We start from the raw sequence: 24,137 nt of genomic DNA on the forward strand, positions 1-24,137 counted from the left end.
GACAAGCGGCGGTATGTCTCTACTATGCGGCGTCTGCTTCGGCGGTGCATTGCGCCGCGCTGGATGCGGAGCTCGCCCCATGCCGAAGTTCCGCCCGTGCCGCCTCCATGTCGCGTCGGAACTCGGCAGAGCCGTGCAGCATCGCGACCAGCACCGACCCTGCCATGTACCCCGCCTCGACCGCGCTTCGGCTGTGCGAGCCGCAGATGTAGCGGCTCTCGCCATATTGGCGTCCGCGGCGAAGGATCTGGGTGGCGCGGTGGGGCATCAGTTCGGCGAGGATCAGCGCGGCGGACCAGCCCGAAGTCGTGTGGCCTGAGGGGTAATCGCCATTGCTTGCGAGATGCTCGGTCTTCGGTTCGCAGATCGGCAGGTCGTCTTTCAGGTACGGACGCTTGACGGCAAAGCCATCCTTGGCGCGGCCGACCATGCTTTGGTCGCCCATCCGCGCGAAGATGCGGGTGAGGGCAGGGGACGATGTCGCATCGAGCTTGCGGCCGATCGCACAGGCGAAGACGGTGAAGCGATCGTCGGTGACGTCGCGCGTCGCCATGTCGCCACGCGGGGTGCCGAGCAGCGCCCTGGTTTCGCGGAACGTCGCGCGATCGTCGAGATCCTGCGGCGATCCGGGTTTAGGCGGCGCGGGGAGAACCTTCATCAGGTCCGGCATCGGCTGGTTCCGCAGATAATCCGTCGACGCGGTCGCGCCGGTCGCCAGAGCCAGCACGGCGATGAGGGCGAGCGTCCGCATCACTTGCCACCCTTGTCGAGATCGCCGCAGCCCTTCGGACGGCGCACCGGGTTGCAGCGAGCGATCAGCCCGCCGGGCAGGGCGACGTGGTAGCCACCGGCCAATCGCGGGTCGGGCCAGAGATAGTCGGTCGATACGAACTGCGCGCCGCCCGCCAGTGCGGTGTCGCGAGGGACGATGTCGTTCGTACGGGCCTCGCGCGTGTTCGCATCGGCACGCGTGCGGACGATAAAGCCGACGGCGACATCGCGGCGGATGCGATCGGCATCGCGAACCGGATCGTTGAGCGTCAGATAGGCAGCGGCGGGTGAGGCCTCGTCGGTATTGATGAAGAACACGCGGCCTTCGAGCGAGCGCCGCTTGCCGCGATACACCGCGACCTTGGCGGGCGGCTCGTCCAGCGCGAACAGGAATTTCCCACGCGAGCGTTCCAGCAACGGCCAGTTATCCGCCAGCACGGCGTCGCGGAGCGTGGGATAGCGTCCCTGCACGTCATCCGGCACGATCAATTTGCCGGGCGCCATCACGGAGCGGATCTCCGCATCGAGCGCATCATACGCCGCCGCGTCGAACGGCAACGCATCGATCCCGCCCCGCGCCGCGTTCTGCTCGTCCTTCGCATTGAACATCAGCAGGATCGGCACATGCCGCGGATGCTTCGCCGACCAGTCGCGGATGATCGTCAGGCATTCGGTCAGCAGGACGCAGCTCGATGCGTTGTCGATGCCGGGGATGTGCAGCACCTTGAAGCCCGGCCGTTGGAGCTTTGGATCGTTCGAACCGCGCGCGTAATGCCCGCCCAGCGGATCGTAATTCACGTCGATCTCGAGTTGCCGCGCACCGGCGTCGAGCTGTTCGGTCAAGCTGCGATGCGAGTAGTCGAGCGCATCGGCCATCGCCGAATCGACAGCGCGGACCTTCGCCATCGTCGCGGCGGGCATCGGTTGCTTATAGCTGTTGTGCGTGCCGATCACCGCCACGTCGTTGATCCGCAGCGGCGGCGCCGTATCGCGCGCCACTGCCGTTTGGGTGAGAAGGCCAAGGCTCAGCCCCGCCACGATCGATCGCTTCACAGCTACTCTCCCGATCAGAATTTGAACAACACCGAACCCTGCACCGCGCGGCCGAAGATCGGTCGCGCCAGGATCACCGCACCGTCCGCCGCCCCCGGCACGAGCTGCTGCCCGCCGCCCTGGCCCAGTCCGAGCGCGTTCGACAAATTGGTGCCCTTGACCTGCACGGTGACGTTCTGCGTCACGTCCAGCTCCGCGCTGGCATTGAACACCGAGAACGCCGGCAGCTTCACGAGGTTGGAGTCGTCGTTGAACTTGTCCCCCTCATACCGCCATTCGCCCAGCACGCGCAGGCGGCCACCGATCAGCGATACGCGCGGCCGGATGCTCGCCATCACCTTAGGCATGCTCGACGGCCGATTGCCGTCGAACGAGGTGGTGACGGGCGCCCCAGCGACGATGGTGTTGTAGGTATAGTTCTTGAACTTCGGATCCTGGTACGTCGCGGTCGCCGAGACGTCGAACCAAGGCACCGGCTTCAGGTTCGCTTCCAGCTCGACCCCGGTCGTGCTGACGTCGCCATAGTTGATCTCCTGGACGATCCGGAGCGTCGCCGGGTCGATATACGTGTTGGTGAACTGTACGTCCTTGAACGAATTGTAGAACAGCGTGGCGTAGAGGCTGCCCCAGGGCTTCTGGAACTTCACGCCCGCCTCGGCCTGTTCGATCGACTGGCTGCGGATACCGGTCGGCAGCACGTTGTCGCGGTACTGGCCGATCTGCGGCAACCGGTAGGTGCTGGTGTAGCGGCCGAAAATGCCGGCTTCTGGCATGAACTGCCAGTTGGCGCCGATCGTGTAGCTGTGGTCGCTGAACTTCGGGTTGAAGCGGTTGAACACGTCCGAGCCGTAGAGGACGTTGTCATCGGCCAGCGTATCGGGATTGCCGAGATTGAAGCTCTTCACCCCTTCCGAATAGCCGTGGATCCAGATCGTCTCGTAGCGAAAACCCCCATCGACGCGCAGCTTCGGCGTGATCTGCCATTCGTCAGAGATGTAGAAGGCGACGTCCTCATACCCGCCGAACGAATGCGCGAACCGGGCCTCGTAGCGCTGGATGCCGGTGTCGGTGACGCGCCCGACGACCTGCCCGCCCGCGTTGACCGCGACGATATCGAGCAGGCGCGCGTTCGGCGCGACTTCGGTCAGGCCGACGCCGTCGTTACGATCGTGTGCCCAGTCGGCGGTGGTGCCGTACAGGCCGAGCTTGACGTCGTGGCGGCCGATCCCGGTTTCGTAGACATGGCCGAGTTCGATCAGGCCCATCGTCTCCTTGATCGGGTTCTGGATCGACTGGAAGGTGTTGACCCCGACCAGGCCGTTGCCGTTCGCATTGGCGCCGTACGCGCTGCCGTCATCGTTATAGACAAGCCGCACGTCGGTCGCGCCGCGGCCCGCGAACGCGCGGACTGCATTGGCGCGGACCGAGGACAATTGCGCCGCCTGCGTGTTGAGGCTGTTAAGCCCGCGCGCGTTGCGATCGGTGGTGGAATCGCGATAGCGGAACCCGCCGCTGACGGTCGTGCCATCGTCGAACTCCGTATTCCCCTTCAGCGTGAACTGCAGGTCGCTCGTCTGGTTGAACAGGTTGAACTGCGCCTTGCGGATACCGTCGGGCGTCTTGATCTGGACGCGACCGTCCTGCGGCCCGGTCAGCGTATCGTCATGGCCGTTGAACGGCGCGAGCGGCTTCAGGTCGTCGCCGTTGCGGACCAGCGGGATGGCGTCGAAGAAGAAGTTGTTGTCTTCCATGTACTTCACGCCAAACGAGATGCTCCCGCGGGCGAAGTCCTTCGAGATCAGCACGCGGCCCTGGCCACCGTTGTTCGCCGCCGGCCCCGGATCGCGGATGCCCTGGTCCTTGTTGTAATAGCCGCCGACCGAAAAGCGCCAGCCGTCCACGATCGGTCCACCGAGCCATGCGTCGCCGCGGATCTGGCCGTAGTCCGATGTCGTCAGCTTGAGCAGGCCGCTCAGTTGCGGCGTGCCCTTGCGCGGGATGAAGTTGACGAGGCCACCGGGTGCGTTGGCGGCGAAAATCGAAGAGGGGCCACCACGGACTGCCTCGATCCCCGAATAGGTCTCGTCGATGCGCAGGAACTGGTCGACGTTGATCCAGTTGATGCCCGGATCGTGCTGGATCGGCAGGCCGTCCTCGTACACCGCGAGCGACTCGTACCCGCCACGCGGGATGCCGCGGACGCGCGTGTTGTTCGCCCCGACGCCGCCCGAGGAATCCGCCCAGACGCCGGGGATCTGCTGCATCGCCTCCGCCAGATTGCCGATCGCACGCTCGCGGAGGTCCTTCTCGCTGATCGTGGTGATCGAATAGCTCGCATCGACCTTCTTCTGCGCGACCGTGCCCAGACGTCCGGTGACCAGGATCTCATCGCCCGAACCGGCATCGGCCGCCGGCGTCGGGTCGCGTTGCGCGACCGGCGCAGATTGTGCATCGGCGGGGTTGGTAGCGACGGCAATGGCCATCAACGCCGCGGTCGCCCGCAGCATGGTGATCGTCTGCATGGTAATCGAACCCCAATTTGTCCCGGCCTTGCCGGCCGACGTGTCCGCAGCGCTATGGGGCCCGGCGATGACGGCGGGACTACGGTATCATTACTGTCTTATGATGATTGGGTGACTGCACGATGACCGGTGTCATGCCTGGTCGCCTTGATAGGGTGCGGTTTCGCAGCAGGATCGCGAACGCTGCTGTCACAAATGGGTAAGGTGCTCGCTGTAGCGACAACTTGCAGACCGAGGCGAACACCAAGGTTGATCAGGGAAAACGTGGCGCTCGAACGCTTTAGCGCATGCCCAATCCTCGATCGCTCATTTCAGCTCGACGACGTTACCAGTCAGGGATTCTACCAATGACAACAACCGGAAGCACCCAGCGAGGCATGATCGAACGCACTTTGCGTAACGGTGCATGGGCAGCGTGCTGTCTAGCCGCCGGTCTGGTCGCGAGCGGCGCGGCGTTCGCTCAAGCACGACCCCTAAAGCCCCGCAACGTCATCGTGTTCCTGGGTGATGCCGGCGGTCTGCCGACGCTGAACGCCGCAGGCATCCTCGCGCACGATAAACCGCAATCCTTGTTCATCCAGTCGATGCCGTATGTCGGGTTGTCCGACACTTCGTCGCTCAACCGATGGGTCACGGATTCCGGTGCGGGCATGACGGCGATCATGACCGGGCGAAAGACGAACAACGCGATGGTATCGGTCGTGCCGTCGGGCTCGGCTGGCGAAGTGAAGCCGGTCAAGACGTTCCTCGAATATGCCGAGCAGCACGGTCTATCGACCGGCGTCATCACGAACATGCCGATCTGGGATGCCACCCCGGCAGCGTGCTACGCTCATGTCGCGTCCCGGAAGGACAAGGACGAGATATTCCGTCAGATGTTGGCGCCGCGCTTTGGTAACGGCGTCGATATCCTGATCGGCAAAGGCCGCAAGGACGCGGTCGCGTCCTTTGGGAAGATTCAGCAGACGCCCGAGCAGGCCTTTGCCAAAGCGGGGTATCGCTTCGGTTCGGACCCCACGCTCGTGCGCACCGCCGCGCGGGCCGCTGTTTTGCGCGACGACGATTACGCGCCGCTACCGGCCGTCGAGGCAACGATCGGCCAACTCGCGCGCAACCCAAAGGGCTATTTTCTGATGGTCGAATGGGACATGCACACCGATAATCCGCAAGCGGGGCTGCGCCATGTCGTCGAGATGGATGACATGATCCGCCGCGTCAGCGCCATTGCGGGCAAGGATACGCTCATCCTGTTCACGGCCGATCACAGCTTTGGCCTGCGCATGTCGGGCGGCGATCGTGACGCACCGCTCGTCAAACAGTTTGCTGCGGCCGCGGCCAAACCGGGCGCCACGATCGCGAGCAACGACGTGATCGGGGTTCAGGATGATCATACCGGCGAGGAAGTCATCGCCGCTGCCTCGGGGCCTAGCGCCGAGACTGTCCACGGCTTTTTCGCAAATACGCATCTGTTCGACCTCCTCATGAACGCCATCGGATGGACGAAGGAGTCTTGAACAATTCCGACGTCGAGAGGCGGCAACGAGGTCGGTGAGGACGCGTTCTCTTTGATGCGGACACGTCTCCGGCGAGACTACCAGAATCGCTTCGCGTTTATCAACGCGTCGAAGGCTGTCGCCGCATCGGACAGGATCCCGTCCCGTTCGAGTGAAGACGGCGCCGCCTTCTGGTCGAGACCGAAACGTTTGATCAACGCCGGAGCCGTCGCCAGATCGTTCAATACGCCAAGATGATCCTGCAGGGCCTGCAGATGCTTCACGAACGCCTTGAACCGGCGACGCGATCGTTTGTCCGGATACAAGCTCCGGAAGAACCCGGTCGCGTATCGCAGCTTCTTGGCGGTGATCCGAATCTTGTGGCGGGCTTCATCGTCAATCTGGTCGAGATCGCGACCACGCCGCTTCATGCGCCGGCGTAAGGTTGCGATCGTTTCACTGGCGAAGAGCACGGCCGGCGTGTCCAGTTTCGCCCGGTCCAACGGCTGCATGCGCCACTCACCCAACGCCGTCCATTCCACGATGCCGATCATCAGGTCGCGCGTCCGTTGCGAATCCAGTGCAGCCAGCGCGGCCGTATACGCATCGTCGCGCGCCGTGCCGAGTTTCGAGTTCGCGGCCTTGCCAAGCGTTTCGCATAGCACATCGAGGTCACGGGCCGGGCCAAGCGATCCGGCCAACCATTTCAACTCGCTCGCAAGATGCGCGAAGCGGTCATCCGCGACGACGGGTTTGAAGATCGACAGCGCGGACCGCAGCCGTCGCAGGGCGACCCGCGCCTGATGCAAGGCGTCGGGATCAGGGGTGCGTCGGAGAATGGTCTCGTTGAGACGGAAGTGCCGCAGGCACGTGCCGACGATCTGTACGAACGCTTCGGCGGTGGACGTACCCGCTATGAGATCGAGGCCCTCGGCCTTGATCGCCCCCAATCTCGCGGGTTCGATAAGGCGATACCCCCGCTCTCCCTTCGTCAGGACGCCTAGCCGAAGGGGAATTTCGCTTCCGAGCCTGTGGATCAGACCGAAGATGGCGCTGGGAGAACCGCTTTTCAGTTCCAGCTCCAGTTCCGATACTGGCGTTTCGCGGTCGCTCGCTGTGACGGAACCGGTATCGGCGACAAGCTCGACCGTCGCGCTGTCGTGGACGATGATCCATTGCCGCCGCGTGATCGTCACCGTGAATGCCGGCTTGACCTGTCTCAGGACTTCGGGTGCGACCAGCGTATGGATTGGCGAGCCGACTTCGAGTTCCGGTTCGGGTCCCGCGATGTCGTGTTCCCATTCCGAACGCGCAAACAACCCGGCAGCCGCACCCCGCGTGGACTTGGTCGTCTGAACATGCCTTCCGCCAGCCGTCCGCACCCGGAGCGAGAGACCGGCTTTGCGCAGGGCTTGCGCCGGCGTGTCGAAATACGTCGATACCTGCTGGACGATCTTCGGGGTGATACCCAGAAGCATCTCGGTCGCATCCAGTCGATCGACCGCCTCGGTATCGATTTCGAGCTTCAGTTCGATTTCGTCCTGTGCGTCGTCGGAGGACGGCGTCTCTGTAGTTGCGATGGTCATCCTTGGACAATCGATCATCGAACGGATCGATCCGATGGCCGTGCCTGATGCGTCCGTCATTCTGCGCGCCAGGAGAACGCCCAGCGCTGTTTAATGTGCATCAACCAGCCGATTGCGGACGTGACGGCGGGATATGTCGGCAATATCGCTGATCCCCGCGAGCGTCAGGGTCCGCTCGAATTCGTCCCTCAGCAGCGTCAGGAGGCGATCGACGCCCGGCTCACCACCCGCCGCCAGACCATAAAGATAAGGGCGTCCGATCGAGCAGGCGGTCGCCCCCAATGCAAGCGCCTTGACCACGTCCGAACCGCGCCTGATCCCCCCGTCGCAAATCACGTCGGGTGCATCGCCGAGCGCGTTTCGCACCGCCTCTATCTGGTCGATCGGGGCGGGTGCTCCGTCCAGCTGACGCCCGCCGTGATTGGAGACCATCACACCGGTCGCTCCCGAGCCGATCGAGCGACGTGCGTCCTCCGGCGTCATCACGCCCTTGATCGCCAGAGGCCCGTTCCATTCGCGCGCAAGCCACTCGACATCGCGCCAGCCGACCGAGCGATCGAACTGCCCGCCGATATAGTCGAACAGGCTCATCGGTCCCGATGCCAGCGCATCGACCTTGTGGCTGACGTTCGCGAGGTCGAACCTGGACCCGGTCAGCGCAGGGATCGACCAGGCGGGGTGGAGGGCGAAGCTCAGCAACGACCGCGGCGTGAGCTTCGGTGGCAGCGAGAGGCCGCTGACCCGGTCGCGCTCCCGGTTGCCGGCGACAGGCGTGTCCACCGTCAGCGCAAGGCCGTGAAAGCCGACGTCACGGCAGCGCGCCACGAACTCGGCGGTTAGGCCGCGATCCTTGAAGATGTAAATCTGGAAGACCTTCGGGCCGGCGAACGCCTGCCCGAGATCCTCCAGCCGCGTCGTACCCATCGTCGAGAGGCTGTAGAGAAGACCGTGTCGCGCTGCTGCACGTGCCACGGCGAGTTCGGCGTGACCGTGGAACATGCGGGTAAGCCCGGTCGGCGACAGCATCAGCGGCCAATGCGAGGGTTGTCCGAAGATATTGGTCTCGGTCCGGATCTTCGACACGTCGTTGAGGACGTCGGGGACCAGCGCATAGTCCGCAAATGCATCGACATTCCGACGCAGCGACACCTCGTCGTCGGCGCCGCCATCGATATAGTCGAAAATCGGCCGCGGCAGTCGACGACGCGCCATCAGGCGCAGGTCGGCTACGTTGTTGGCACGTTCAAGGCGCGTCATCGCCGACCTCGCAGGACGCTCGGCCTGAGGTTACCGGCTAGGAGCGGAACGCACCCGCTCGGCACGGCGCATGCGGCCGTGGCGATCAACGTAGTATCCATGCCGTCTTCATACCCGTCCCCTGGCGCCATATGCCCCCCCCGCTTGCCGGGATGGCCGACGCGGGCGGAGTCGCTCGCCGACCACATCACTGCTGCAAAACCTGGTGGAGCGACCGAAACAGGCTGCGCGTATCGGGAGCGGATCGACAAACCATTTCGCTGTGCCAAGGCGATGGCAAACTGTGCACGTCTGCGACTGCACGCGCATTGCCCGTAATCGGGTGTCGGCCGGCAACGCGGCGAACAATGAATATCCTTAGCGAGAGCGGCTGTTTTAGGCCCATGGACGTGTTTGTGATCGTCCGAGCAAAGCGGGGGAAGGCAGGTACAGCGCCAGCGGTTACGCTCTCTCGGCCACGGCCAATTGACTAGGATGTGCTGCGGATCGCCTGCGAACACTGACGATCACCGCCACCAGCCCGAGCACCGAAGCGGCAGCACCAGCCAGCGCCACGGCAGGATATCCCAGACCGGCCGCGATCACCCCGCCGCCCAGCGCGGCACCGATCGCATTGCCCAGATTGAACGCGCCGATATTCATCGCCGAGGCGAGGTTCGGCGCATCGGCGGCGGCATGCATGACGCGAACCTGAAGCGGCGGGACTAGCGCGAAGCTGGCAACGCCCCACAGGAAGATCAGGATCGCGGTCGGCGCCTTGAACGGCATCAGCACCGCGAAGGCCAGCAGGATCAGCGCGAGCGATGCCAGCGTGACGATCAGCGTCCGGTCGACCGAGCGATCCGCATAGCGGCCGCCGAGCCAATTGCCGACGGTAAGCCCGACACCATAGGTGACCAGCATCGCGGTAACGAAGCCGAGCGACGCATGCGTCGCCTCGTGCAGGATCGGCGTGATGTAGGTGAACACCGTGAACATCGCGCTCGCCCCGATCGCGGTCAGGCCCAGCGCCCCGATAACCGGCCCACGTGTAAGCACGCGTAACTCCGCCATCGCGTTGCTGTCCGTCGGCGCCGGCAGTGCGGGCAGGGTCAGCCGGAGCGCCGCCATCGTCACGACGCCGAGCGCGGAGACTCCCCAGAAGGACGCACGCCAGCCGAGATGTTCGCCCGCCCAGGTCGCGAGCGGGACGCCGATGACATTCGCGATCGTCAGCCCCATGAACATCGCCGCGACCGCACCGGCGCGGCGCTCGGCCGGCACGAGGCTGGCGGCCACGACCGAGCCGACGCCGAAGAAGGCGCCGTGGTTGAACGACGTGAGGATCCGCGCGGCCAGCAGCATGCCGTAACTGTCCGACACTGCCGCCAGCACGTTGCCGGCGGTAAAGATGCCGGCCAGCAGGATCAGCAGGGTCCGCCGGGGGACGCGTCCCGTCGTCAACGTCATCAGCGGGGCACCGATCACGACACCCAGCGCATAGGCGCTGATGAGCAGTCCAGCGCTCGGGATCGATACGCCGAGATCATGCGCGATGACCGGCAACAGCCCCATGGGTGCGAATTCGGTAACGCCGATGCCGAACGCGCCGATCGCGAGCGCCAGCAGGCCTGGATTGAGTTTCATCATTTGCGTCCTCAGACCAGCGGAGGATTCAGGCGGGCGAAGCCCTCCTGCTGGTGATACGGGGTGTGGGGATAGGGTGGCAGCACGGCGCTGGCCGCATCGAGCACCGCGACTTGATCGCGCGACAATGCCCAACCGACAGCGCCCAGATTGTCGCGCAACTGCGCCTCGTTGCGCGCACCGATGATCACCGAGGCGACGGTCGGGCGGCGCAGCAGCCAGTTGATCGCGACCTGCGGTACGCTCTTGCCCGTCTCGGCCGCGACGACCTCGAGCGCGTCGATCGCGCGGTAGAGGTGTTCGGCCTCGACCGGTGGCGCGAACTGCTCGGTATCGTGCAGCCGGCTGCCCGCGGGGATCGGCCGGTCACGTCCGATCTTGCCTGTCAGGCGTCCCCAGCCGAGCGGACTCCAGACCAGCGCGCCGACCCCCTGATCGGCACCCAGCGGCATCAGGTCGGCTTCATAGGCGCGGCCGATCAACGAATAATAGACTTGGTGCGCGACGAGACGCGGCCAGCCGTTGCGATCGGCAATTCCTTGCGCCTTCATCAGCTGCCAGCCGGGATAGTTGGAGACCCCGGCATACCGCACCTTGCCAGCCGCGATCAGTATGTCGAGCGTGCCCATCACTTCTTCGGCCGGCGTCGAAGCATCCAGCGCGTGGAGCTGAAGCAGATCGACATGATCCGTGCCGAGCCGGCGCAGCGACGCCTCGACCGCGCGGATCAGCCGCGCGCGCGACGCGCCCCAATCTTGCGGCCCGTCGCCCATCGGCAAACCCGTCTTGGTCGAGATCAGCACCGCATCGCGGCGTCCCTTGATCGCGGCACCCAGCACCGTTTCGGATGCACCGTTGGAGTAGACGTCGGCGGTGTCGAACATCGTGACGCCTGCATCCAGGCAGATATCGACCAACCGTCGTGCCTCGGTTTCGTCGCTCTGGCCCCAGGCTCCGAACAGCGGTCCTGTCCCGCCGAATGTTCCGGTGCCGAAACTCAAAGCCGGTACGCGCAGCCCCGATGATCCCAATTGCCGATAGTCCATGCGTGCTTCCTAGCTGCCGTATCGGGTCATAAATGATGTACGGTGCCAGTCACGATAAGCAGGCCGAACCGCGAAGGACCTTTGACATGGACGCAAAGCTGGGCATCGGGGCCGATCGTGCGCGGGCGCTGGAAATCTTCGCGGCGGTGATGCGCGACGGCAGTTTCTCCGGCGCTGGGCGGAGGCTGGGACTGACGCCCTCCGCTGTCGCCCGGTCGGTCGACCGGATCGAGGCGCGGTTGGGCGTGCGCCTGTTGCTGCGATCGACCCGCGCGCTGACGCCGACAGCGGAGGGGCAAGCCTATCTTCAGACTGCGCGGCGCATCCTTGCCGATCTCGATGATGCCGAGCAACAACTCGCCGATCAGGGGGCCCCGCGCGGCCGGTTGCGGATCAGCGCCGCGCTATCGCATGGCCGGCTCTGTGTCGTGCCGCTGCTGGGTGAATTTGCGGCGCTCTATCCACACATCCTCATCGATATCGCGCTCAGCGATGGGATCGTGGATATCGCCGCCGGACAGGCAGATGTCGCGGTCCGGTTCGGCGCGCTTGCCGACAGTCTGTTGACCGCGCGCAAGCTTGGCGAAAGCGGTCGCGTGATCGTCGCCGCCCCGGACTACCTCGCGCGTCATGGCACCCCGACCGTTCCCGAGGACCTTCACGGTCATAATTGTCTCAACTTCAACTTCCGCCGTGCCGAGCCGATCTGGCCGTTCCGCCGTGGCAGCGAGGACATCGTGCTATCGGTGAAGGGGAATATAGAAGCCAATAACGGGGAGACCCTCGGCCAGCTTGCAGCCGCCGGCGTCGGGGTGGCGCGCGTGGGCGCGTTCAGCGTCGTCGACGACATCGCCACCGGGCGGCTGGTACCGATTTTGCAGGACTTCAATCCCGGTGACGTCGAGATAATTCACGCAGTGTTCGTGGGTGGGAGCCAGACGCCCGCTCGGGTCCGAGCGTTCGTGGACTTCCTGGCCGAGCGCCTCGCCGGTTGATTGCTGGGTGAGCCGGCGAGTACCATGGCCCCGGCCACCGACAATGCGAACGATTTGCATTAGCGCGCAGGCGCGAGTACGGGCATCCCCATTCGGGGGAACATATGCGGTTTGGGCTTCTTACTATCCTGGCTTGGCCGATCGTCGGTATGGTGCCGCCGGTCTGCGCGCAGGCGATTCTCACGCCGGCCGTGGACGATGACGGTCGGCCTTCGGACGTTCCTTCTGATATCATCGTGACTGCGACCCGCAGCATCCTGCCGCCCAACGCGCTGCCGTTGACGATCGACGTCATCGACCGTGCGGCGCTCGATCAGCAGGTCGCGATTGGTGGTTCGGTGGTCGATGCGGTGTCGAACCTGACGCCGTCCTTCTCGCCGACGCGGCAAAAACTGTCGGGCGCTGGCGAGACGTTGCGCGGGCGATCGCCACTCTATGCGATCAACGGCATCCCGCAGTCGACGCCGCTCCGCGATGGATCGCGCGACGGCTTCACGATCGATCCGTTCTTCATCGACCGGGTCGAACTCATCTATGGCTCCAATGCGTTGCAGGGGATCGGCGGCACCGGCGGGATCGTCAACCAGGTCACCGTACAGCCGCCGCGCACCGAAGGTCTGTCGGGCCGCGCGCTGGTGCAGGGGACGACCGACACCAGCTTCAGCGGCGACGGCAAGGGCGGCAAGGTCGCCGGACTGCTCGCGTGGAAATCGGGGCGCTTCGACGTGATGGCGGGCGGCGCGTATGACAAGCGCGGTGCGTTCTACGACGGCCACGGCAACCGCGTCGGCACCGACCTGACGCAGGGCGAGACGCAGGACTCACGCAGTTGGTCGGTGTTCGCGCGCGCCGGCTATGCGCTCACCGATACCGCGCGGATCGACCTGATCGCCAACCGGTTCGAGCTGAAGGGCGGTGGCAACTACATCGCCAGCAACGGTAATTTCCGGATCAACCTGCCAACCACCTCGGTACGTGGAACGCCGCCGGGCGACCCGGCCGAGAACCGCACCGAGAGCATCGCGCTGTCCCTGACCGACCCCGATCTGTGGGGCGGCAATCTCGTGACGCAGGTCTTCTTCAACCGGTCGCGCGATACGTTCGGCGGCGAAGTGGCGCCGATCGCGACGTTCCAGGACGTTCGGCTCGCACCGATCGGTCAGTTGTTCGACCAGTCGCAGAATCGCTCGCGCAAATATGGCGGCAAGTTCAGCTACGAGCGTGCCGTTCCCGGCTTCGAGGCAATGACCGCGACGCTGGGCTTCGACGCGCTCTACGATCGCACCGAGCAACGCCTGATCGCCACCAATCGCGTCTGGGTCCCACCCGCCGACTTCCGCAGCCTCGCGCCATTCGGGCAGGTAAACCTCGCAATGTTCGACAAAATTGTCCGCATCGCCGGCGGTGCACGCTATGAGAACGTGAAGATCGTCATCGACGATTACACGACGCTCGCCTCCTATGGCAGCCATGCGGTGTCCGGCGGCAGCCCGAGCTTCAGCAAGGCGCTGTTCAACGGCGGTGTCATCGTCGAGCCGATCCCCGGCATCCGCGCCTATGGCAGCTACGCGCAGGGCTATACCGTGCCCGATGTCGGCCGCATCTCGCGCGCGATCAACCGCGACGGGGTCGACCTCGACAGCTATGTCGATATCGCGCCGATCGTATCGAACAACCGCGAACTCGGCGTCGAGGTGAAGCGCGGGCCGATGAACGCGAGCGCGACCTATTTCTGGTCGACCAGCACGCGCGGGCAGGTGCTGGTGTTCACGGGCGGCGCGTATGAAGCGCAACGCCAGCGTGTCGAGATCCAGGGCATCGAAGTCAACCTGGAGGCGCGGATGCCGGTGCCGGGGCTGACGCTGTCGACCGGGTTCGCGCATCTGGTCGGGCGGACGGATTCGAACGACGACGGCGCGGTCGATATCGATCTGGATGGTGCGAACATCTCGCCCGATCGCCTGAACCTCGCGGCCAGCTATGTCCGGGGCAAGGTATCCGCCCGCGTCCAGCAACAATTCTACCTCGCGCGCAAATATGCCGGGCTGCCCGCTGCCAATGACTTCAGTGGCTACAATATCACCGACGCGAGCATACGATATGCCTTGCCCGTCGGCGCGCTGACGCTGAGCGCGCAGAACATCTTCGACCATTTCTACATCGATTATTACAGCGACACGGTGCGGCCGACCGACAACGCGCATTTCTTCTCCGGGCGCGGCCGCAATTTCACGCTTGGCTGGGACGTCCGGTTCTAAGATGGGTTTACTCGATACGCTGCATCGATGGACCGGCGGGTTCTTAGGACTGGTCCTCGCAATCTTGGGGCTGACCGGCGCGATCTTGGTCCACCGCGATGCCTGGATCATGCTGCCGCATGCCGGCGACGCGCAGATCCAGACGACCCAAATCCTCGCCGCGACCACCGAGCGACTGATGGCGGATCCCGCAACGCGGCCGCAGAGCATCACGTTCGCCAACGCCAATCTCGGGCTCGACCGGCTCGATTTCGGCAAGGGGGCAGGGGCCTATGCCGATCAGGCCGGCACGATCGTCAGCCAGTGGCAGTCGCAATGGGGGCGGCCCGAACTGTGGCTGTTCGACCTGCATCATCACCTGTTTTCGGGTGACACCGGCGAGACGATCATCGGCATCGCGGGCGTAGCGGGGCTGTTGTTCGTGGTCACGGGGACGATCCTGTGGTGGCGGACACGCAAGACGTTTGCGTTTCGTGTGTTGCCCAAGCGGCTCAGTCGTCCGGCGATCGTGCGGCATCACCGCGATCTCGGGATCGTCGCAGCACCGTTGCTGATCCTGTCGTTGCTGACCGGTGCGACGCTCGTGTTCCGGCCGATCAGCGCGCTGTTCCTGGGCCCCGGCGCACCGGCAGCGATCGACGCGGCATTGAAGCCGCCGAAGGGGCCCAAGGTCGCGCTCGCCGATCACCTCGACTGGCAGGGCATGATATTCGCGGCGCGCGCGCGTTTCCCCGACGCTGAACTGCGCAGCCTGTCGCTGCCGCGCAAAGGGAGCGGCCTCGTGACGATCCGGATGAAGCGGCCGCAGGAATGGCTGCCGAACGGGCGGACGACGCTATGGTTTGCAGCCGATGACGGCCGTCTGATCGGTGCGCGTGATGCAGGCGGGTTGTCGAATGTCGTAGCGGCGTACAACATCCTGTATCCGCTGCACGCGGCCAAGGTCGGCGGGCTTGGCTATCGGCTGGTAATGACACTGTCGGGCCTTGTACTCGCCCTGCTCGGGACGTTGAGCGTTTGGAGCTTCTGGTTCAAAAGGCCAGCTCGCACGAACGTGCGGGCAAGTCGCTAACGACAATCTCACGTAAGACAGCGGGGACAGCGGCGGATACTTGGTTGCGCCGACCAGCTTTTGGTTGAGAGCCACACCAGCAAACGGTTTAATAGGCGTTGGTCGAGCTGTGCATGGACGATCTGGTGCAGTGGAACGGAAGTGCTTCATGATGCCGAAACGGTAAACTACGCGTTTCCTTCCGCTCCATCTGAATTACGAGCTAGAACTCAGCGCGTCTCTGCGTTGCGTGCTGTGCGGCGCGCCTCGGTAGCAATTGTATCGCTCGCGGTGATCACGCCATTCTTGTCGGCATCGTTCATCGCGAAGGCGCGCGCACCCGATACGTCGTATTCCGCCTTTTCCATGCGCTCGTTCTTGTTCGTGTCGAGTACCCCGAAGCGGACGTGCGTCTGGCGCACTTGGCGTTGGCGTTCCTCGGTCTTCTTCTCGTCGGTCATGTCGGAATGCGCGAGATCGGCTTCGAGCCGCGCCTGATATTCGGAGAGATATTCGGCATCGGAGACCCAGCCGTCGCCGTTCGCGTCGGTCGCCTTGAACCGCGCGTCGCGTGCGGCGTCGAATTCCGCGCGGGGCACCTGTCCGTCATGGTTGGTATCGTGCTCCTGCAGGAACGTCTTGGGGTCGTGCGAGGCGGCGAGGGCGGGGGCGGCAAGCGTGACGGCGCAGGCGACGGCGAGAAGGCGTAAGGTCATCATGGTCTCCGTGGAAAGGCTCACGCCGCGTCGAACGCGAGCGTGTAGGTGTAGCTGCGGTATGGCGTCTCGGCACCCGTCGGCGCGGTCGTCCGGTGGCGGACGAGGATGAGGTAATCGCCGGCGTCGCCGGGTTTCAGCGTGAACTTGCCCGCGGCGTCGGACTTCAGTTGCGCCGCGACCTTGCGGCCGTCGTGGTTGCCCGCGGCGCGGAACAGCGTGACGTCGGTGCCGCCGAGCGGCTTGCCGTCGAACAGCAGCACGAACGCCGCGTCGGACCCGGCGGCAATGCTGCTGGGATGCGTGATCGGCTGTATCTCAAGGCCTTGGTTGCGCGGTTTCAGCGCGGCGTTGCTGGGTTGGCCGCGCGTGACATAGGCGTCGGCCAGTGTCGTGCTCTGAACCGCGACGGGCGTGGCGCCGGCGGGTGGCTTGCCGTCTTCGCCGCCCATGACCCACTTGCCGTCCACCCGAAACATCGTGCCCATGCGGCCAAGTCGCTGGCCGCTGGTGATCCGATAGGTGCCGGACGTTTTCAGATCGGCCTCGAAAATCGCCAGATCACGCAGGTAGATGATCGGGCCGACGGGGCCTGCGCTGCCATCGGGCAGCACGAGCGCGAACGGCGCATCGCGCATGGCGATTTCGGGAACGAACGCATCTTCGCCGAACGTCGCCTGCACCGTGACGTGATCGCGCTGGCCCGTGTCGAACGCGCTCGGCAGCACCTGCGGCATATGCGCGCCCGCACCGGTCGTGCTGCCAAGCAGCATGACGGCGCCCAACGCTGCGATGATGTTTCTGATGGTTTTCATGTGATCGCCCCTCTGTTCTAACGCTTCAATATCGCTAATGAGAATCTGTTGCAATATCAATTTCGACCGCTATTGAAGCCGCCATCGTTACGGGGGCAGCGAATTCGCTGGCCGCCACCATCGGGGGTTATCACCATGCGTCGTATCACCAGCCTGCTGCTCGCCAGCGCGACCCTGCTCACGCTGCCATTGTCTGCCACCGCGCAGACCACGCAGACCGAGGGCACGCCTGCGGACGAAACCACGCAGCTGTCGCTCGATCGCCTCGTGATCTCGGCCGGTGCGGAGAAGGTCGCGATCGACACGCCGCAGGCGGTGACGGTTCTCGACCAGGACGATATCGATCAGCTGCAGGCCACCACGATCGGCGATATGCTCGAGGGTATTCCCGGCGTGAGCGTCCAGGGGGGTGTCAGCGCGCTCGGCCAGGGTTTCAACATTCGCGGCCTTGGTACCGGGCTCGCCGATTCCGACAGCCGCATCCTGATGACGGTCGACGGCGTGACCAAATTCTTCGAGCAATACCGGATGGGCGCGTTCTTCAGCGAGCCCGAACTCTACAAGCGCGTCGAGGTGCTCCGTGGGCCCGCATCGTCGACGCTGTACGGCGCGGGCGCACTGGCCGGCGTCGTCAACTTCACGACCAAGGACGCGTCGGATTTTCTGCGCGGCGATGACAAGGTCGCGGTCCGCCTGAAGGCCGGCACCGAGACCAACGCCGAAGCCACCGTGCTGTCGGGAATCGTTGCGTTCCAGCCGGTCGAGGCGGTCGAACTGCTCGGCACCTACAACCGTCGTCGCGCCGATCATTACGAGGATGGGAACGGCAATCGCGTCATCCCGTCCAACGCCACCTCGGACTCGTGGCTGGTCAAGGCACGCGTTGCCATCGGCGGCAATCGCAAGCACGCGTTCTGGGCGTCGTACCAGGATTGGGTGAGCGACAGCACGCAGATCTACGACCAGGCCGAAGCGCTCGGCACCGCGCCTGTGCGCCGCGACGTCCACGACAAGACTGCGGTGGTCGGCTATGAAAACGACTTCAACGGCAGCACCTTGTTCAACGTCGAGGCGCAGGCATCCTACGCGGATTCCAACATCCACCAGACCGAGACGACCTTCCTCGGCGCGCTCGACTATTCCGAATTCTCCTACGCGACCAAGCAGGCCAAGCTGCAGAACCGATCGAGCTTCGATCTCGGTGGCGACTGGAACGCGTTCCTGTTCCTCGGCGGCCAGTGGAGCGAGCAGAAACGCCGCAATCCCCGCAAAAGTTCGGTGACGGGGATCATCACCCCCGGTGGCCCGACGCATCCCGAAGGCGACATGAGCAAATATGGAGTGTTCGGCCAACTCGAGGTCTTGTGGTCCGACAAGCTGACGATCATCCCCGGCGTGCGCGTCGACTGGACCGATCTGAAGCCCGGCCAGACGCTGACCGGCGGGGTGCTTGTTCCCATTCCCGGCACGGCACGCGTGAAGGATAGCGGCGTCTCGCCGAAACTCGCGGGGATCTATGCGCTGACCGACTGGTTCTCGCTGTTCGGCTCGGTCGCGCATACCGTGCGCATGCCCGTCCTCGACGAACTCTACAGCCGCACCAGTGCAACCGCGACCAATACCAGCCTCAACCTGCGCCCCGAGGAATCGAACAATTACGAGGGCGGCTTTACGTTGTCGTTCAACGGCGTGCTCGCAGACCGCGACAAGCTGCGCATCAAGACGACCGCGTTCCAGAACGATATCAAGAACCTGATCACGCGCGGGACGGCCAATTCCGCCTATTTCGTCAATGTCGGACGATCTCGTTTCAAGGGTGTCGAGGTCGAGGCCGAATATGGTGCGGGCGGCTTCTTCGCGCGCGGCAACCTGGCGATCATCGACGGCAAGGACCGGCTCAACGACGTGTATCTGAACACCGTGCCGGCGAACGAATATCGCCTCACGCTCGGCTATGCGGATCCCGTCTCGGGTCTGTCGGGCGGCTGGACCGGCGAGTTCGCAGAAAAGCAGACCAAGGTTTCTAGCGTGGCGCTCGCGACACCGGGCTATGCGGTGCAGAACCTGTTTCTCGCGTTCAAGCCGCGCATCGGCGACGCGAAAGACTTCGAGTTCCGCATCGGTGTCGACAACGTGTTCGACAAATATTTCCAGCGACATTTGTCGTCGCTGCCGGCCGAGGGGCGGACGTTCAAATTCTCCGTGGCCAACACCTTCTAGGTGGCGGAGGTGCGCGCGTCGTTCCGTATCGGTATGCCCGCGGTTGCGGCCTTGCTCGTCAACGGAGCATTGCTCGCCGCGCTGCTGACGCTCGGCGTGGGACAACGCGCACCACGCAAGGAACGGGCGACGCTCACCGTGATGGAGCTCGCCGTGCTGCAGGGGACGGAAGACGGCGCGGACGAGGCCGAAGCGGCCGATCCGCCGGCCGCGGCAAGCACGGTGACGCCTGCGCCACACGTCCCAGCGCCTGTCGTCGTGCCGCCGGTATTGGTACCCGCGGCGATGCCGGCGCCGGCAGCACCGCCGTCGGCGCCGGTGCCCTCAACCGCGCCGGTTGCCTCGCCGGCCGACCGAGCGACAGCTCCCGCGACCCCGGCTGCGAATACGTCCGCTGCTCCCGCCACTGCGCCGGCTCGTCGCGGCGCGCGCGACGGGCTCGATGCGAATGCGCCGGCGGGAACCAGCCGCTCCTATGCGGCAAAGGTGCGATCATGGCTGCTCGCGCACAAAACCTATCCCAAGCATGCGCGGATGCGGCGCGAGGAGGGGGTGGTGCGCGTATTTTTCGTGATCGATCGTGCAGGGCGGCTGATCGAGGGCAGGGTACTTGCCGCCTGCGGGCGGGCGGCGCTCGACGACGAGGCAGTGGCGATGTTGCGTCGCGCGTCGCCCTATCCTCCTGCGCCGAGCGACCTGCCCGGCGAGCGGTTCGAAATCACCGCGCCGGTCGACTTCGTCCTGCCGGGTTGATGGGCAATCTCCGCATTTCCCAACACCCTCGCAGTCAACCTTTCGATGTGGTGCTCGCGAACCGGTTAGCGTGAGTCATGCCGCGACGTCGGCTGCGCGCAAGCTAGACAAACGCTTTTAGGCAGGCATTAAATCTTACGATTTACACATTGGGCGACCGTTGGAAGCAAGACGTGGTGTCATTGCTCCTCTCTGCCGGCGTTCCCACAATAGATACTGGCAGCCCGTCTCTGGGTCGCGCCATACGCGAATTTCCTCGCCACCTTCTCGTGCGCTGCGAACCTTTCCCTCAACGGTGGTTGCATTGATGGACGCCGAGTCAAACCTATCGCAGGCGGTTAGAGCAACCGCACTGAAGATGCAGAACGCCAGCGCCGATCCTTGCATGTTGGCCAGCTCCCGTTGACTCGATCGGACTAAGCCTAGGACACGTTCGAAATTGTGCAAGCGCGACGTCCTGCCGCGACCGCACGCTAAAAATTGTGACCGCTCTTTTCGACATTCATGGCAGTCTAACCTGCGGCATCGGAACGGCGTAAACGGTTGAATGTGAGGGACGGATGGCTGTGCTGTTAGCCCCAGAATTGGTCTTCCGGAACACCGCCTCTGAAGGCGGTATGAGGTAGCTGGACGTGAACAATTGTCCCGCGGCTCGCGTTCCAGTTTCAGCTTTCGGGAGCGGAACCGTAACCGTGGAACCAGCGCCTTAATTAGTGGGGATCTGGAAGCAGACGAGGAAGGACGAGCATGGATGAATTTGCGCGCATGATGAGCATGGAGGGCGTGCGTCCTCTCGATCAACCGAAGGAAAAAGCCCGCCGTTTGGCAAATCAGCCTTTGCCGGTCTCTAGCCAGGGCATCGCAGCGCCGCCGGCGCAGGGGGCGGGTGGGCACGCTTGGGTTACCGGCCCTCGGGCTCGTACTGCGCTCGAGACAGCGCTCGAGCGCCTTGCCAATGAGATCCGTAATGGAAGGCGTGGCTGGGCAACGGGTATTCGTCAGGATGGTGCGACGGTGACATTGCCGGCTTCTTCAGGAGCGGCATCTCTGCTTGGAACCGCAGATCGCCAATTGTTGCGCCTTATGATTGTCGGCGGTGACGGCTGGACCTTTGTCATGCATCCGCTGATGGGGGTTGCTACACTTGATCAGGATCCTGCCCAATCCAACTGAGCGAGTGTCCGACACTGAGGAGCGGGTGGGGGGCTGAACCACCGGTTATGGAGCCTCCCGGATTGGCGCGGTCCGGTGCCAAGTAGTAGCCCTAACTATTGCATCATTCCTTGGGTCGCGCTCAACCGAGTGTTCCCTCGCGGACCCCAAGGCCGTCTGGCTGCTAGCCTCACCATGGGCGGGCACTGATCTTTTAACATTTTCCCGATCTGCGTCCTTATTCGGGAAGGTGCAGATTGTGCCTATCGTAACGGCGTCTAAGCTCCACTCCCTAAAGGTGATGCTCGAGGTCAGCATCGTCGCTGCCATCATCCAGGCAGGCTAGCGCACAGCCGTGGTCCGGACGGCCATGCATGAGGATGGTTGCTAGGCCCCGGCGGTGGCGCATTCATGCTTCGGTTCGACGGAAGCAGCATGTCTCGTGGTCGTTCACGAGGCCGCAGGCCTGCATCCAGGCGTAAACGATGACGGGGCCGACGAACTTGAACCCGCGCTGCTTGAGCGCCGCGGATAGGGCTTCGGATGCAGGCGAGCGCGTCAGCGCGTTCGCACCGTCGCCGATCACTGGCGTACCATCGACGAAACTCCAGACGAAGCTGCCGAAATCCTCGCCGGCATCGCGCATCGCGATATAGGCGCGGGCATTGCCGATCGTCGCTGCGATCTTGGCGCGCGAGCGGACGATACCGGCGTTGCCGAGCATCGTCGCGATGTCGTGCTCGCCGAGCCGCGCGACGATGTCCGGATCGAAGCCTGCAAAGGCAATCCGGAATGCGTCGCGTTTGCGCAGGATTGTGATCCAGGCCAGCCCGGCCTGAAATCCGTCGAGCATCAGCTTTTCCCACAGCGCGCGCGGGTCGCGTTCGGGCACGCCCCATTCGGCGTCGTGATACGCCGCAAGCAGTGGGTCGCCTTGCGCCCATCTACACCGAGATGGCTCGGCGCGGGTCATGCCGGGAATTGCCCGGTCTTTGCTATCGATCTGCATGATGGCCGGGACGATGGTCGCTCGGTGCCGGCGTGTCGATGCCGTTCGCTATTCCGCCGCGGATCAGGCCGCGAAGAAGTTAAACAGTTCGGCACTGATCCGGTCGATGAGGGCCGAATGCCATTTTCGCCTTTCACGCCGTCCAGGCACCGGATCGGCCGCCGAGCGCTGTCACCGGTCGAGCTGTGCATCGACACGAGACGCATCACGTCCCGCAGCACACGCTAACCAGATGTAAACGAACGGAACCTACAATCTCGTTAATTCTGAGGGACGAATGTCCATGGACGATAGAACGAGGGAGGCGATGCCCACCAGAGCAACCGTCCACGCAGCGGTAATCGCGATCAGCCTCGCGTCTACACTCACCGCAACACCCGCCGCCGCCCAGGTCCGCGTCGAGATCGGGGGACGGATGCAGGACGTTCCCGCAAACACCGTGCGGACCATCACCACGGTCAACGGACGTACGCGCGTCGTCGACGCCGCATGGCAGGGCGGCGAGGGTACGCCTGGCATGGCGGCGATCACCACCACCGAGACCACGGACGAGGACGGCGAGGGCCACGTGCTGTCGCGCACCATCGTGACCTGCATCGAGCCGCAGCGTGCAACGGTCGCTGTCGTGGCGTACGCGCCGCCGCCCGTACCTCGCATCGAGATCGATCCGGCCGACCTCGACGAGCCGGTCGTCCTCGGGACGCCACGCGTCCTGCGCATCAATCGCGATGCGCAGGACGGACACTTCGTTGCATCGATGACCATCAACGGCGTACCCATTCGTGCCATCATCGACACCGGCGCGGCCTACAGCATCCTCTCGCCGGAAGACGCGCGCGAGACCGGTGCCGACCGTCTCGTGGAGCGCGAGGAGGTGGCGGTCGGTATCGGCGGCTACACCCGGGTCGGCGTCGCGCGCGTCGCGTCGGTCGAGATCGGCGGGCAGAGCCTGGGCCGTATGGCGATGCGCATCGGCCAGCCCGGCATCCCCTATACGCTGCTCGGACAACCCGAGATCGCGCGGTTGGGACGCGTCACGATCGAGGACGGCGTGATGACGATCACCCCGCGCGGGGTGGCGACGCAGGTCGCCATGCGCTAGTTCTCGCCAGAAAAGGTAGCGTTCGCATTGCGTTCGCTACCTATGACCAACTTCGTGGTGCGCATGTCGATAAAGCTATATCGGAAAGAGTCCCAGAATAGGTGCCGGTCTTAGCGCTGTCCGAACAGGATGTGCTTCGACGCGCGCCAGGTCGGCGCGTTCATGGTGGCGATAAAATATCGATATTCTAGGGCCGCCTCAATATGAACGGCCGCAAGTCTTGCTGATCACCGTTCCGCATGATCGCCACGTCACTGAACATGCGTTTAGCACTTTATAAAAAGTCACCGACTGATCACTTGTCGGTATCCCAAGGATTTGACATACCATTCTGCCATATGCGGTTTGAACCAAAAACTAACAAGCATCGACGCTACATATTAGGAGGATGCCACCGATTTCTAAAAATACATTTTACTGAAGATGGATCATCTATTTGTGTTATATAAAAATATAACCGCTAGTTACTCCGCGTGACATCAGCTAGCACAACATTAAAATGTTTACCGCTTGTCGGTGGAAAGCGTGCTTTGCACGCTGACCTCAGGAGAAAAGAAGCCGAATGGCGAGATCTCCGGTTGCAGAGAAGCCTGCGACGTGCGTACTTATCGGTAACTCCTGGAAAAGTTTAGATAATATCTACCGTGTCATTCGAAATCAACGCAACTAACTTCTCGATCTTGCTTATTCGGTCAAATATCAAATATCTTGG

Annotated in this window: 19 protein-coding genes; 8 read left to right on the top strand and 11 right to left on the bottom strand. The window is 63.9% G+C overall.

The features are described 5' to 3' along the window. Positions 1-22: 22 nt before the first annotated feature. Genes O6X71_RS10665 through O6X71_RS10675 form a run of 3 tightly spaced genes read right to left on the bottom strand, consistent with a single transcriptional unit; the run spans position 23 to position 4,346 of the window. Complete coding sequence (locus O6X71_RS10665; RefSeq protein WP_353465831.1) at positions 23-751, bottom strand: acid phosphatase; 729 nt, start codon at positions 749-751, stop codon at positions 23-25. Further along, positions 751-1,824, bottom strand: coding sequence for a Ca2+-dependent phosphoinositide-specific phospholipase C (locus O6X71_RS10670; protein WP_353465832.1), 1,074 nt, complete (start codon positions 1,822-1,824; stop codon positions 751-753). Before O6X71_RS10670 ends, O6X71_RS10665 begins: the two co-directional genes overlap by 1 nt. 14 nt (positions 1,825-1,838) lie before the next feature. Next, positions 1,839-4,346, bottom strand: a complete 2,508-nt coding sequence (locus O6X71_RS10675; RefSeq protein WP_353465833.1) for a TonB-dependent receptor — start codon at positions 4,344-4,346, stop codon at positions 1,839-1,841. A 287-nt stretch (positions 4,347-4,633) separates the two neighbouring features. Between O6X71_RS10675 and O6X71_RS10680 the strand changes: the two genes are divergently transcribed. Further along, a complete protein-coding gene (locus tag O6X71_RS10680; protein ID WP_353465834.1) occupies positions 4,634-5,860 on the top strand; it encodes an alkaline phosphatase in 1,227 nt (408 codons plus the stop codon). A 77-nt stretch (positions 5,861-5,937) separates the two neighbouring features. Here O6X71_RS10680 and O6X71_RS10685 read toward each other — a convergent pair whose 3' ends face one another. The 4 genes from O6X71_RS10685 to O6X71_RS10700 form a co-directional block, all read right to left on the bottom strand. Continuing rightward, positions 5,938-7,485, bottom strand: a complete 1,548-nt coding sequence (locus tag O6X71_RS10685; protein ID WP_353465835.1) for a CHAD domain-containing protein — start codon at positions 7,483-7,485, stop codon at positions 5,938-5,940. Between the two features lie 30 nt (positions 7,486-7,515). Continuing rightward, a complete protein-coding gene (locus O6X71_RS10690) occupies positions 7,516-8,682 on the bottom strand; it encodes an alpha-hydroxy acid oxidase (RefSeq protein WP_353465836.1) in 1,167 nt (388 codons plus the stop codon). Between the two features lie 441 nt (positions 8,683-9,123). Next, a complete protein-coding gene (locus O6X71_RS10695) occupies positions 9,124-10,308 on the bottom strand; it encodes an MFS transporter (protein WP_353465837.1) in 1,185 nt (394 codons plus the stop codon). A gap of 11 nt (positions 10,309-10,319) precedes the next feature. Beyond that, on the bottom strand, positions 10,320-11,354 hold the full coding sequence (locus tag O6X71_RS10700; protein WP_353465838.1) for an aldo/keto reductase: 1,035 nt from the start codon (positions 11,352-11,354) through the stop codon (positions 10,320-10,322). Between the two features lie 86 nt (positions 11,355-11,440). Between O6X71_RS10700 and O6X71_RS10705 the strand changes: the two genes are divergently transcribed. The 3 genes from O6X71_RS10705 to O6X71_RS10715 all read left to right on the top strand — a co-directional run bounded on the left by O6X71_RS10705 (position 11,441) and on the right by O6X71_RS10715 (position 15,679). Further along, a complete protein-coding gene (locus O6X71_RS10705) occupies positions 11,441-12,349 on the top strand; it encodes a LysR family transcriptional regulator (RefSeq protein WP_353465839.1) in 909 nt (302 codons plus the stop codon). Between the two features lie 104 nt (positions 12,350-12,453). After that, positions 12,454-14,607: a TonB-dependent receptor gene (locus O6X71_RS10710; RefSeq protein ID WP_353465840.1), complete on the top strand. Its 2,154-nt coding sequence runs from the start codon at positions 12,454-12,456 to the stop codon at positions 14,605-14,607. Between the two features lies 1 nt (position 14,608). Then, entirely contained in the window at positions 14,609-15,679 is a 1,071-nt protein-coding gene (locus tag O6X71_RS10715; protein ID WP_353465841.1) for a PepSY-associated TM helix domain-containing protein, read from the top strand. Between the two features lie 209 nt (positions 15,680-15,888). On the opposite strand, the gene O6X71_RS10720 is transcribed toward O6X71_RS10715, so the two are convergent. Both O6X71_RS10720 and O6X71_RS10725 read right to left on the bottom strand, forming a co-directional pair. Beyond that, on the bottom strand, positions 15,889-16,374 hold the full coding sequence (locus tag O6X71_RS10720) for a hypothetical protein (protein WP_353465842.1): 486 nt from the start codon (positions 16,372-16,374) through the stop codon (positions 15,889-15,891). Positions 16,375-16,394: 20 nt separating this feature from the next. Beyond that, the gene (locus O6X71_RS10725) at positions 16,395-17,189 is read right to left on the bottom strand and encodes a DUF4198 domain-containing protein (RefSeq protein ID WP_353465843.1); all 795 of its coding nucleotides are present in this window, start codon (positions 17,187-17,189) and stop codon (positions 16,395-16,397) included. 135 nt (positions 17,190-17,324) lie between these two features. Here O6X71_RS10725 and O6X71_RS10730 point away from each other — a divergent pair, with 135 nt between their 5' ends. Both O6X71_RS10730 and O6X71_RS10735 read left to right on the top strand, forming a co-directional pair. After that, a complete protein-coding gene (locus tag O6X71_RS10730; protein ID WP_353465844.1) occupies positions 17,325-19,409 on the top strand; it encodes a TonB-dependent receptor domain-containing protein in 2,085 nt (694 codons plus the stop codon). A gap of 9 nt (positions 19,410-19,418) precedes the next feature. Then, positions 19,419-20,162 (top strand): energy transducer TonB, encoded by a 744-nt coding sequence (locus tag O6X71_RS10735; RefSeq protein WP_353465845.1) that lies wholly within the window; start codon positions 19,419-19,421, stop codon positions 20,160-20,162. A gap of 135 nt (positions 20,163-20,297) precedes the next feature. Here the strand turns inward: O6X71_RS10735 and O6X71_RS10740 are convergent, their stop codons facing one another. Continuing rightward, complete coding sequence (locus O6X71_RS10740; protein ID WP_353465894.1) at positions 20,298-20,549, bottom strand: DUF6440 family protein; 252 nt, start codon at positions 20,547-20,549, stop codon at positions 20,298-20,300. Positions 20,550-20,909: 360 nt separating this feature from the next. Between O6X71_RS10740 and O6X71_RS10745 the strand changes: the two genes are divergently transcribed. Further along, positions 20,910-21,335 carry a hypothetical protein gene (locus O6X71_RS10745; protein WP_353465846.1) on the top strand — a complete coding sequence of 142 codons (426 nt, stop codon included), beginning with the start codon at positions 20,910-20,912 and terminating at the stop codon, positions 21,333-21,335. A 388-nt stretch (positions 21,336-21,723) separates the two neighbouring features. Here the strand turns inward: O6X71_RS10745 and O6X71_RS10750 are convergent, their stop codons facing one another. Further along, complete coding sequence (locus O6X71_RS10750) at positions 21,724-22,323, bottom strand: DNA-3-methyladenine glycosylase I (RefSeq protein ID WP_353465847.1); 600 nt, start codon at positions 22,321-22,323, stop codon at positions 21,724-21,726. A gap of 307 nt (positions 22,324-22,630) precedes the next feature. Here O6X71_RS10750 and O6X71_RS10755 point away from each other — a divergent pair, with 307 nt between their 5' ends. Then, positions 22,631-23,425 carry a retropepsin-like aspartic protease family protein gene (locus O6X71_RS10755; protein WP_353465848.1) on the top strand — a complete coding sequence of 265 codons (795 nt, stop codon included), beginning with the start codon at positions 22,631-22,633 and terminating at the stop codon, positions 23,423-23,425. Positions 23,426-24,137 lie beyond the last annotated feature (712 nt).

The sequence above is a fragment of the Sphingomonas faeni genome (assembly GCF_040407505.1).
Taxonomy (GTDB): Bacteria; Pseudomonadota; Alphaproteobacteria; order Sphingomonadales; family Sphingomonadaceae; genus Sphingomonas; species Sphingomonas faeni_E.

Coding starts and splice junctions, on each gene's coding strand:
- O6X71_RS10725 (WP_353465843.1), bottom strand. CDS start 17,189: ATGAAAACCATCAGAAACATCATCGCAGCGTTGGGCGCCGTCATGCTG.
- O6X71_RS10720 (WP_353465842.1), bottom strand. CDS start 16,374: ATGACCTTACGCCTTCTCGCCGTCGCCTGCGCCGTCACGCTTGCCGCC.
- O6X71_RS10700 (WP_353465838.1), bottom strand. CDS start 11,354: ATGGACTATCGGCAATTGGGATCATCGGGGCTGCGCGTACCGGCTTTG.
- O6X71_RS10730 (WP_353465844.1), top strand. CDS start 17,325: ATGCGTCGTATCACCAGCCTGCTGCTCGCCAGCGCGACCCTGCTCACG.
- O6X71_RS10705 (WP_353465839.1), top strand. CDS start 11,441: ATGGACGCAAAGCTGGGCATCGGGGCCGATCGTGCGCGGGCGCTGGAA.
- O6X71_RS10715 (WP_353465841.1), top strand. CDS start 14,609: ATGGGTTTACTCGATACGCTGCATCGATGGACCGGCGGGTTCTTAGGA.
- O6X71_RS10750 (WP_353465847.1), bottom strand. CDS start 22,323: ATGCAGATCGATAGCAAAGACCGGGCAATTCCCGGCATGACCCGCGCC.
- O6X71_RS10755 (WP_353465848.1), top strand. CDS start 22,631: ATGCCCACCAGAGCAACCGTCCACGCAGCGGTAATCGCGATCAGCCTC.
- O6X71_RS10690 (WP_353465836.1), bottom strand. CDS start 8,682: ATGACGCGCCTTGAACGTGCCAACAACGTAGCCGACCTGCGCCTGATG.
- O6X71_RS10685 (WP_353465835.1), bottom strand. CDS start 7,485: ATGACGGACGCATCAGGCACGGCCATCGGATCGATCCGTTCGATGATC.
- O6X71_RS10695 (WP_353465837.1), bottom strand. CDS start 10,308: ATGAAACTCAATCCAGGCCTGCTGGCGCTCGCGATCGGCGCGTTCGGC.
- O6X71_RS10740 (WP_353465894.1), bottom strand. CDS start 20,549: ATGCAAGGATCGGCGCTGGCGTTCTGCATCTTCAGTGCGGTTGCTCTA.
- O6X71_RS10680 (WP_353465834.1), top strand. CDS start 4,634: ATGCCCAATCCTCGATCGCTCATTTCAGCTCGACGACGTTACCAGTCA.
- O6X71_RS10665 (WP_353465831.1), bottom strand. CDS start 751: ATGCGGACGCTCGCCCTCATCGCCGTGCTGGCTCTGGCGACCGGCGCG.
- O6X71_RS10675 (WP_353465833.1), bottom strand. CDS start 4,346: ATGCAGACGATCACCATGCTGCGGGCGACCGCGGCGTTGATGGCCATT.
- O6X71_RS10710 (WP_353465840.1), top strand. CDS start 12,454: ATGCGGTTTGGGCTTCTTACTATCCTGGCTTGGCCGATCGTCGGTATG.
- O6X71_RS10745 (WP_353465846.1), top strand. CDS start 20,910: ATGGATGAATTTGCGCGCATGATGAGCATGGAGGGCGTGCGTCCTCTC.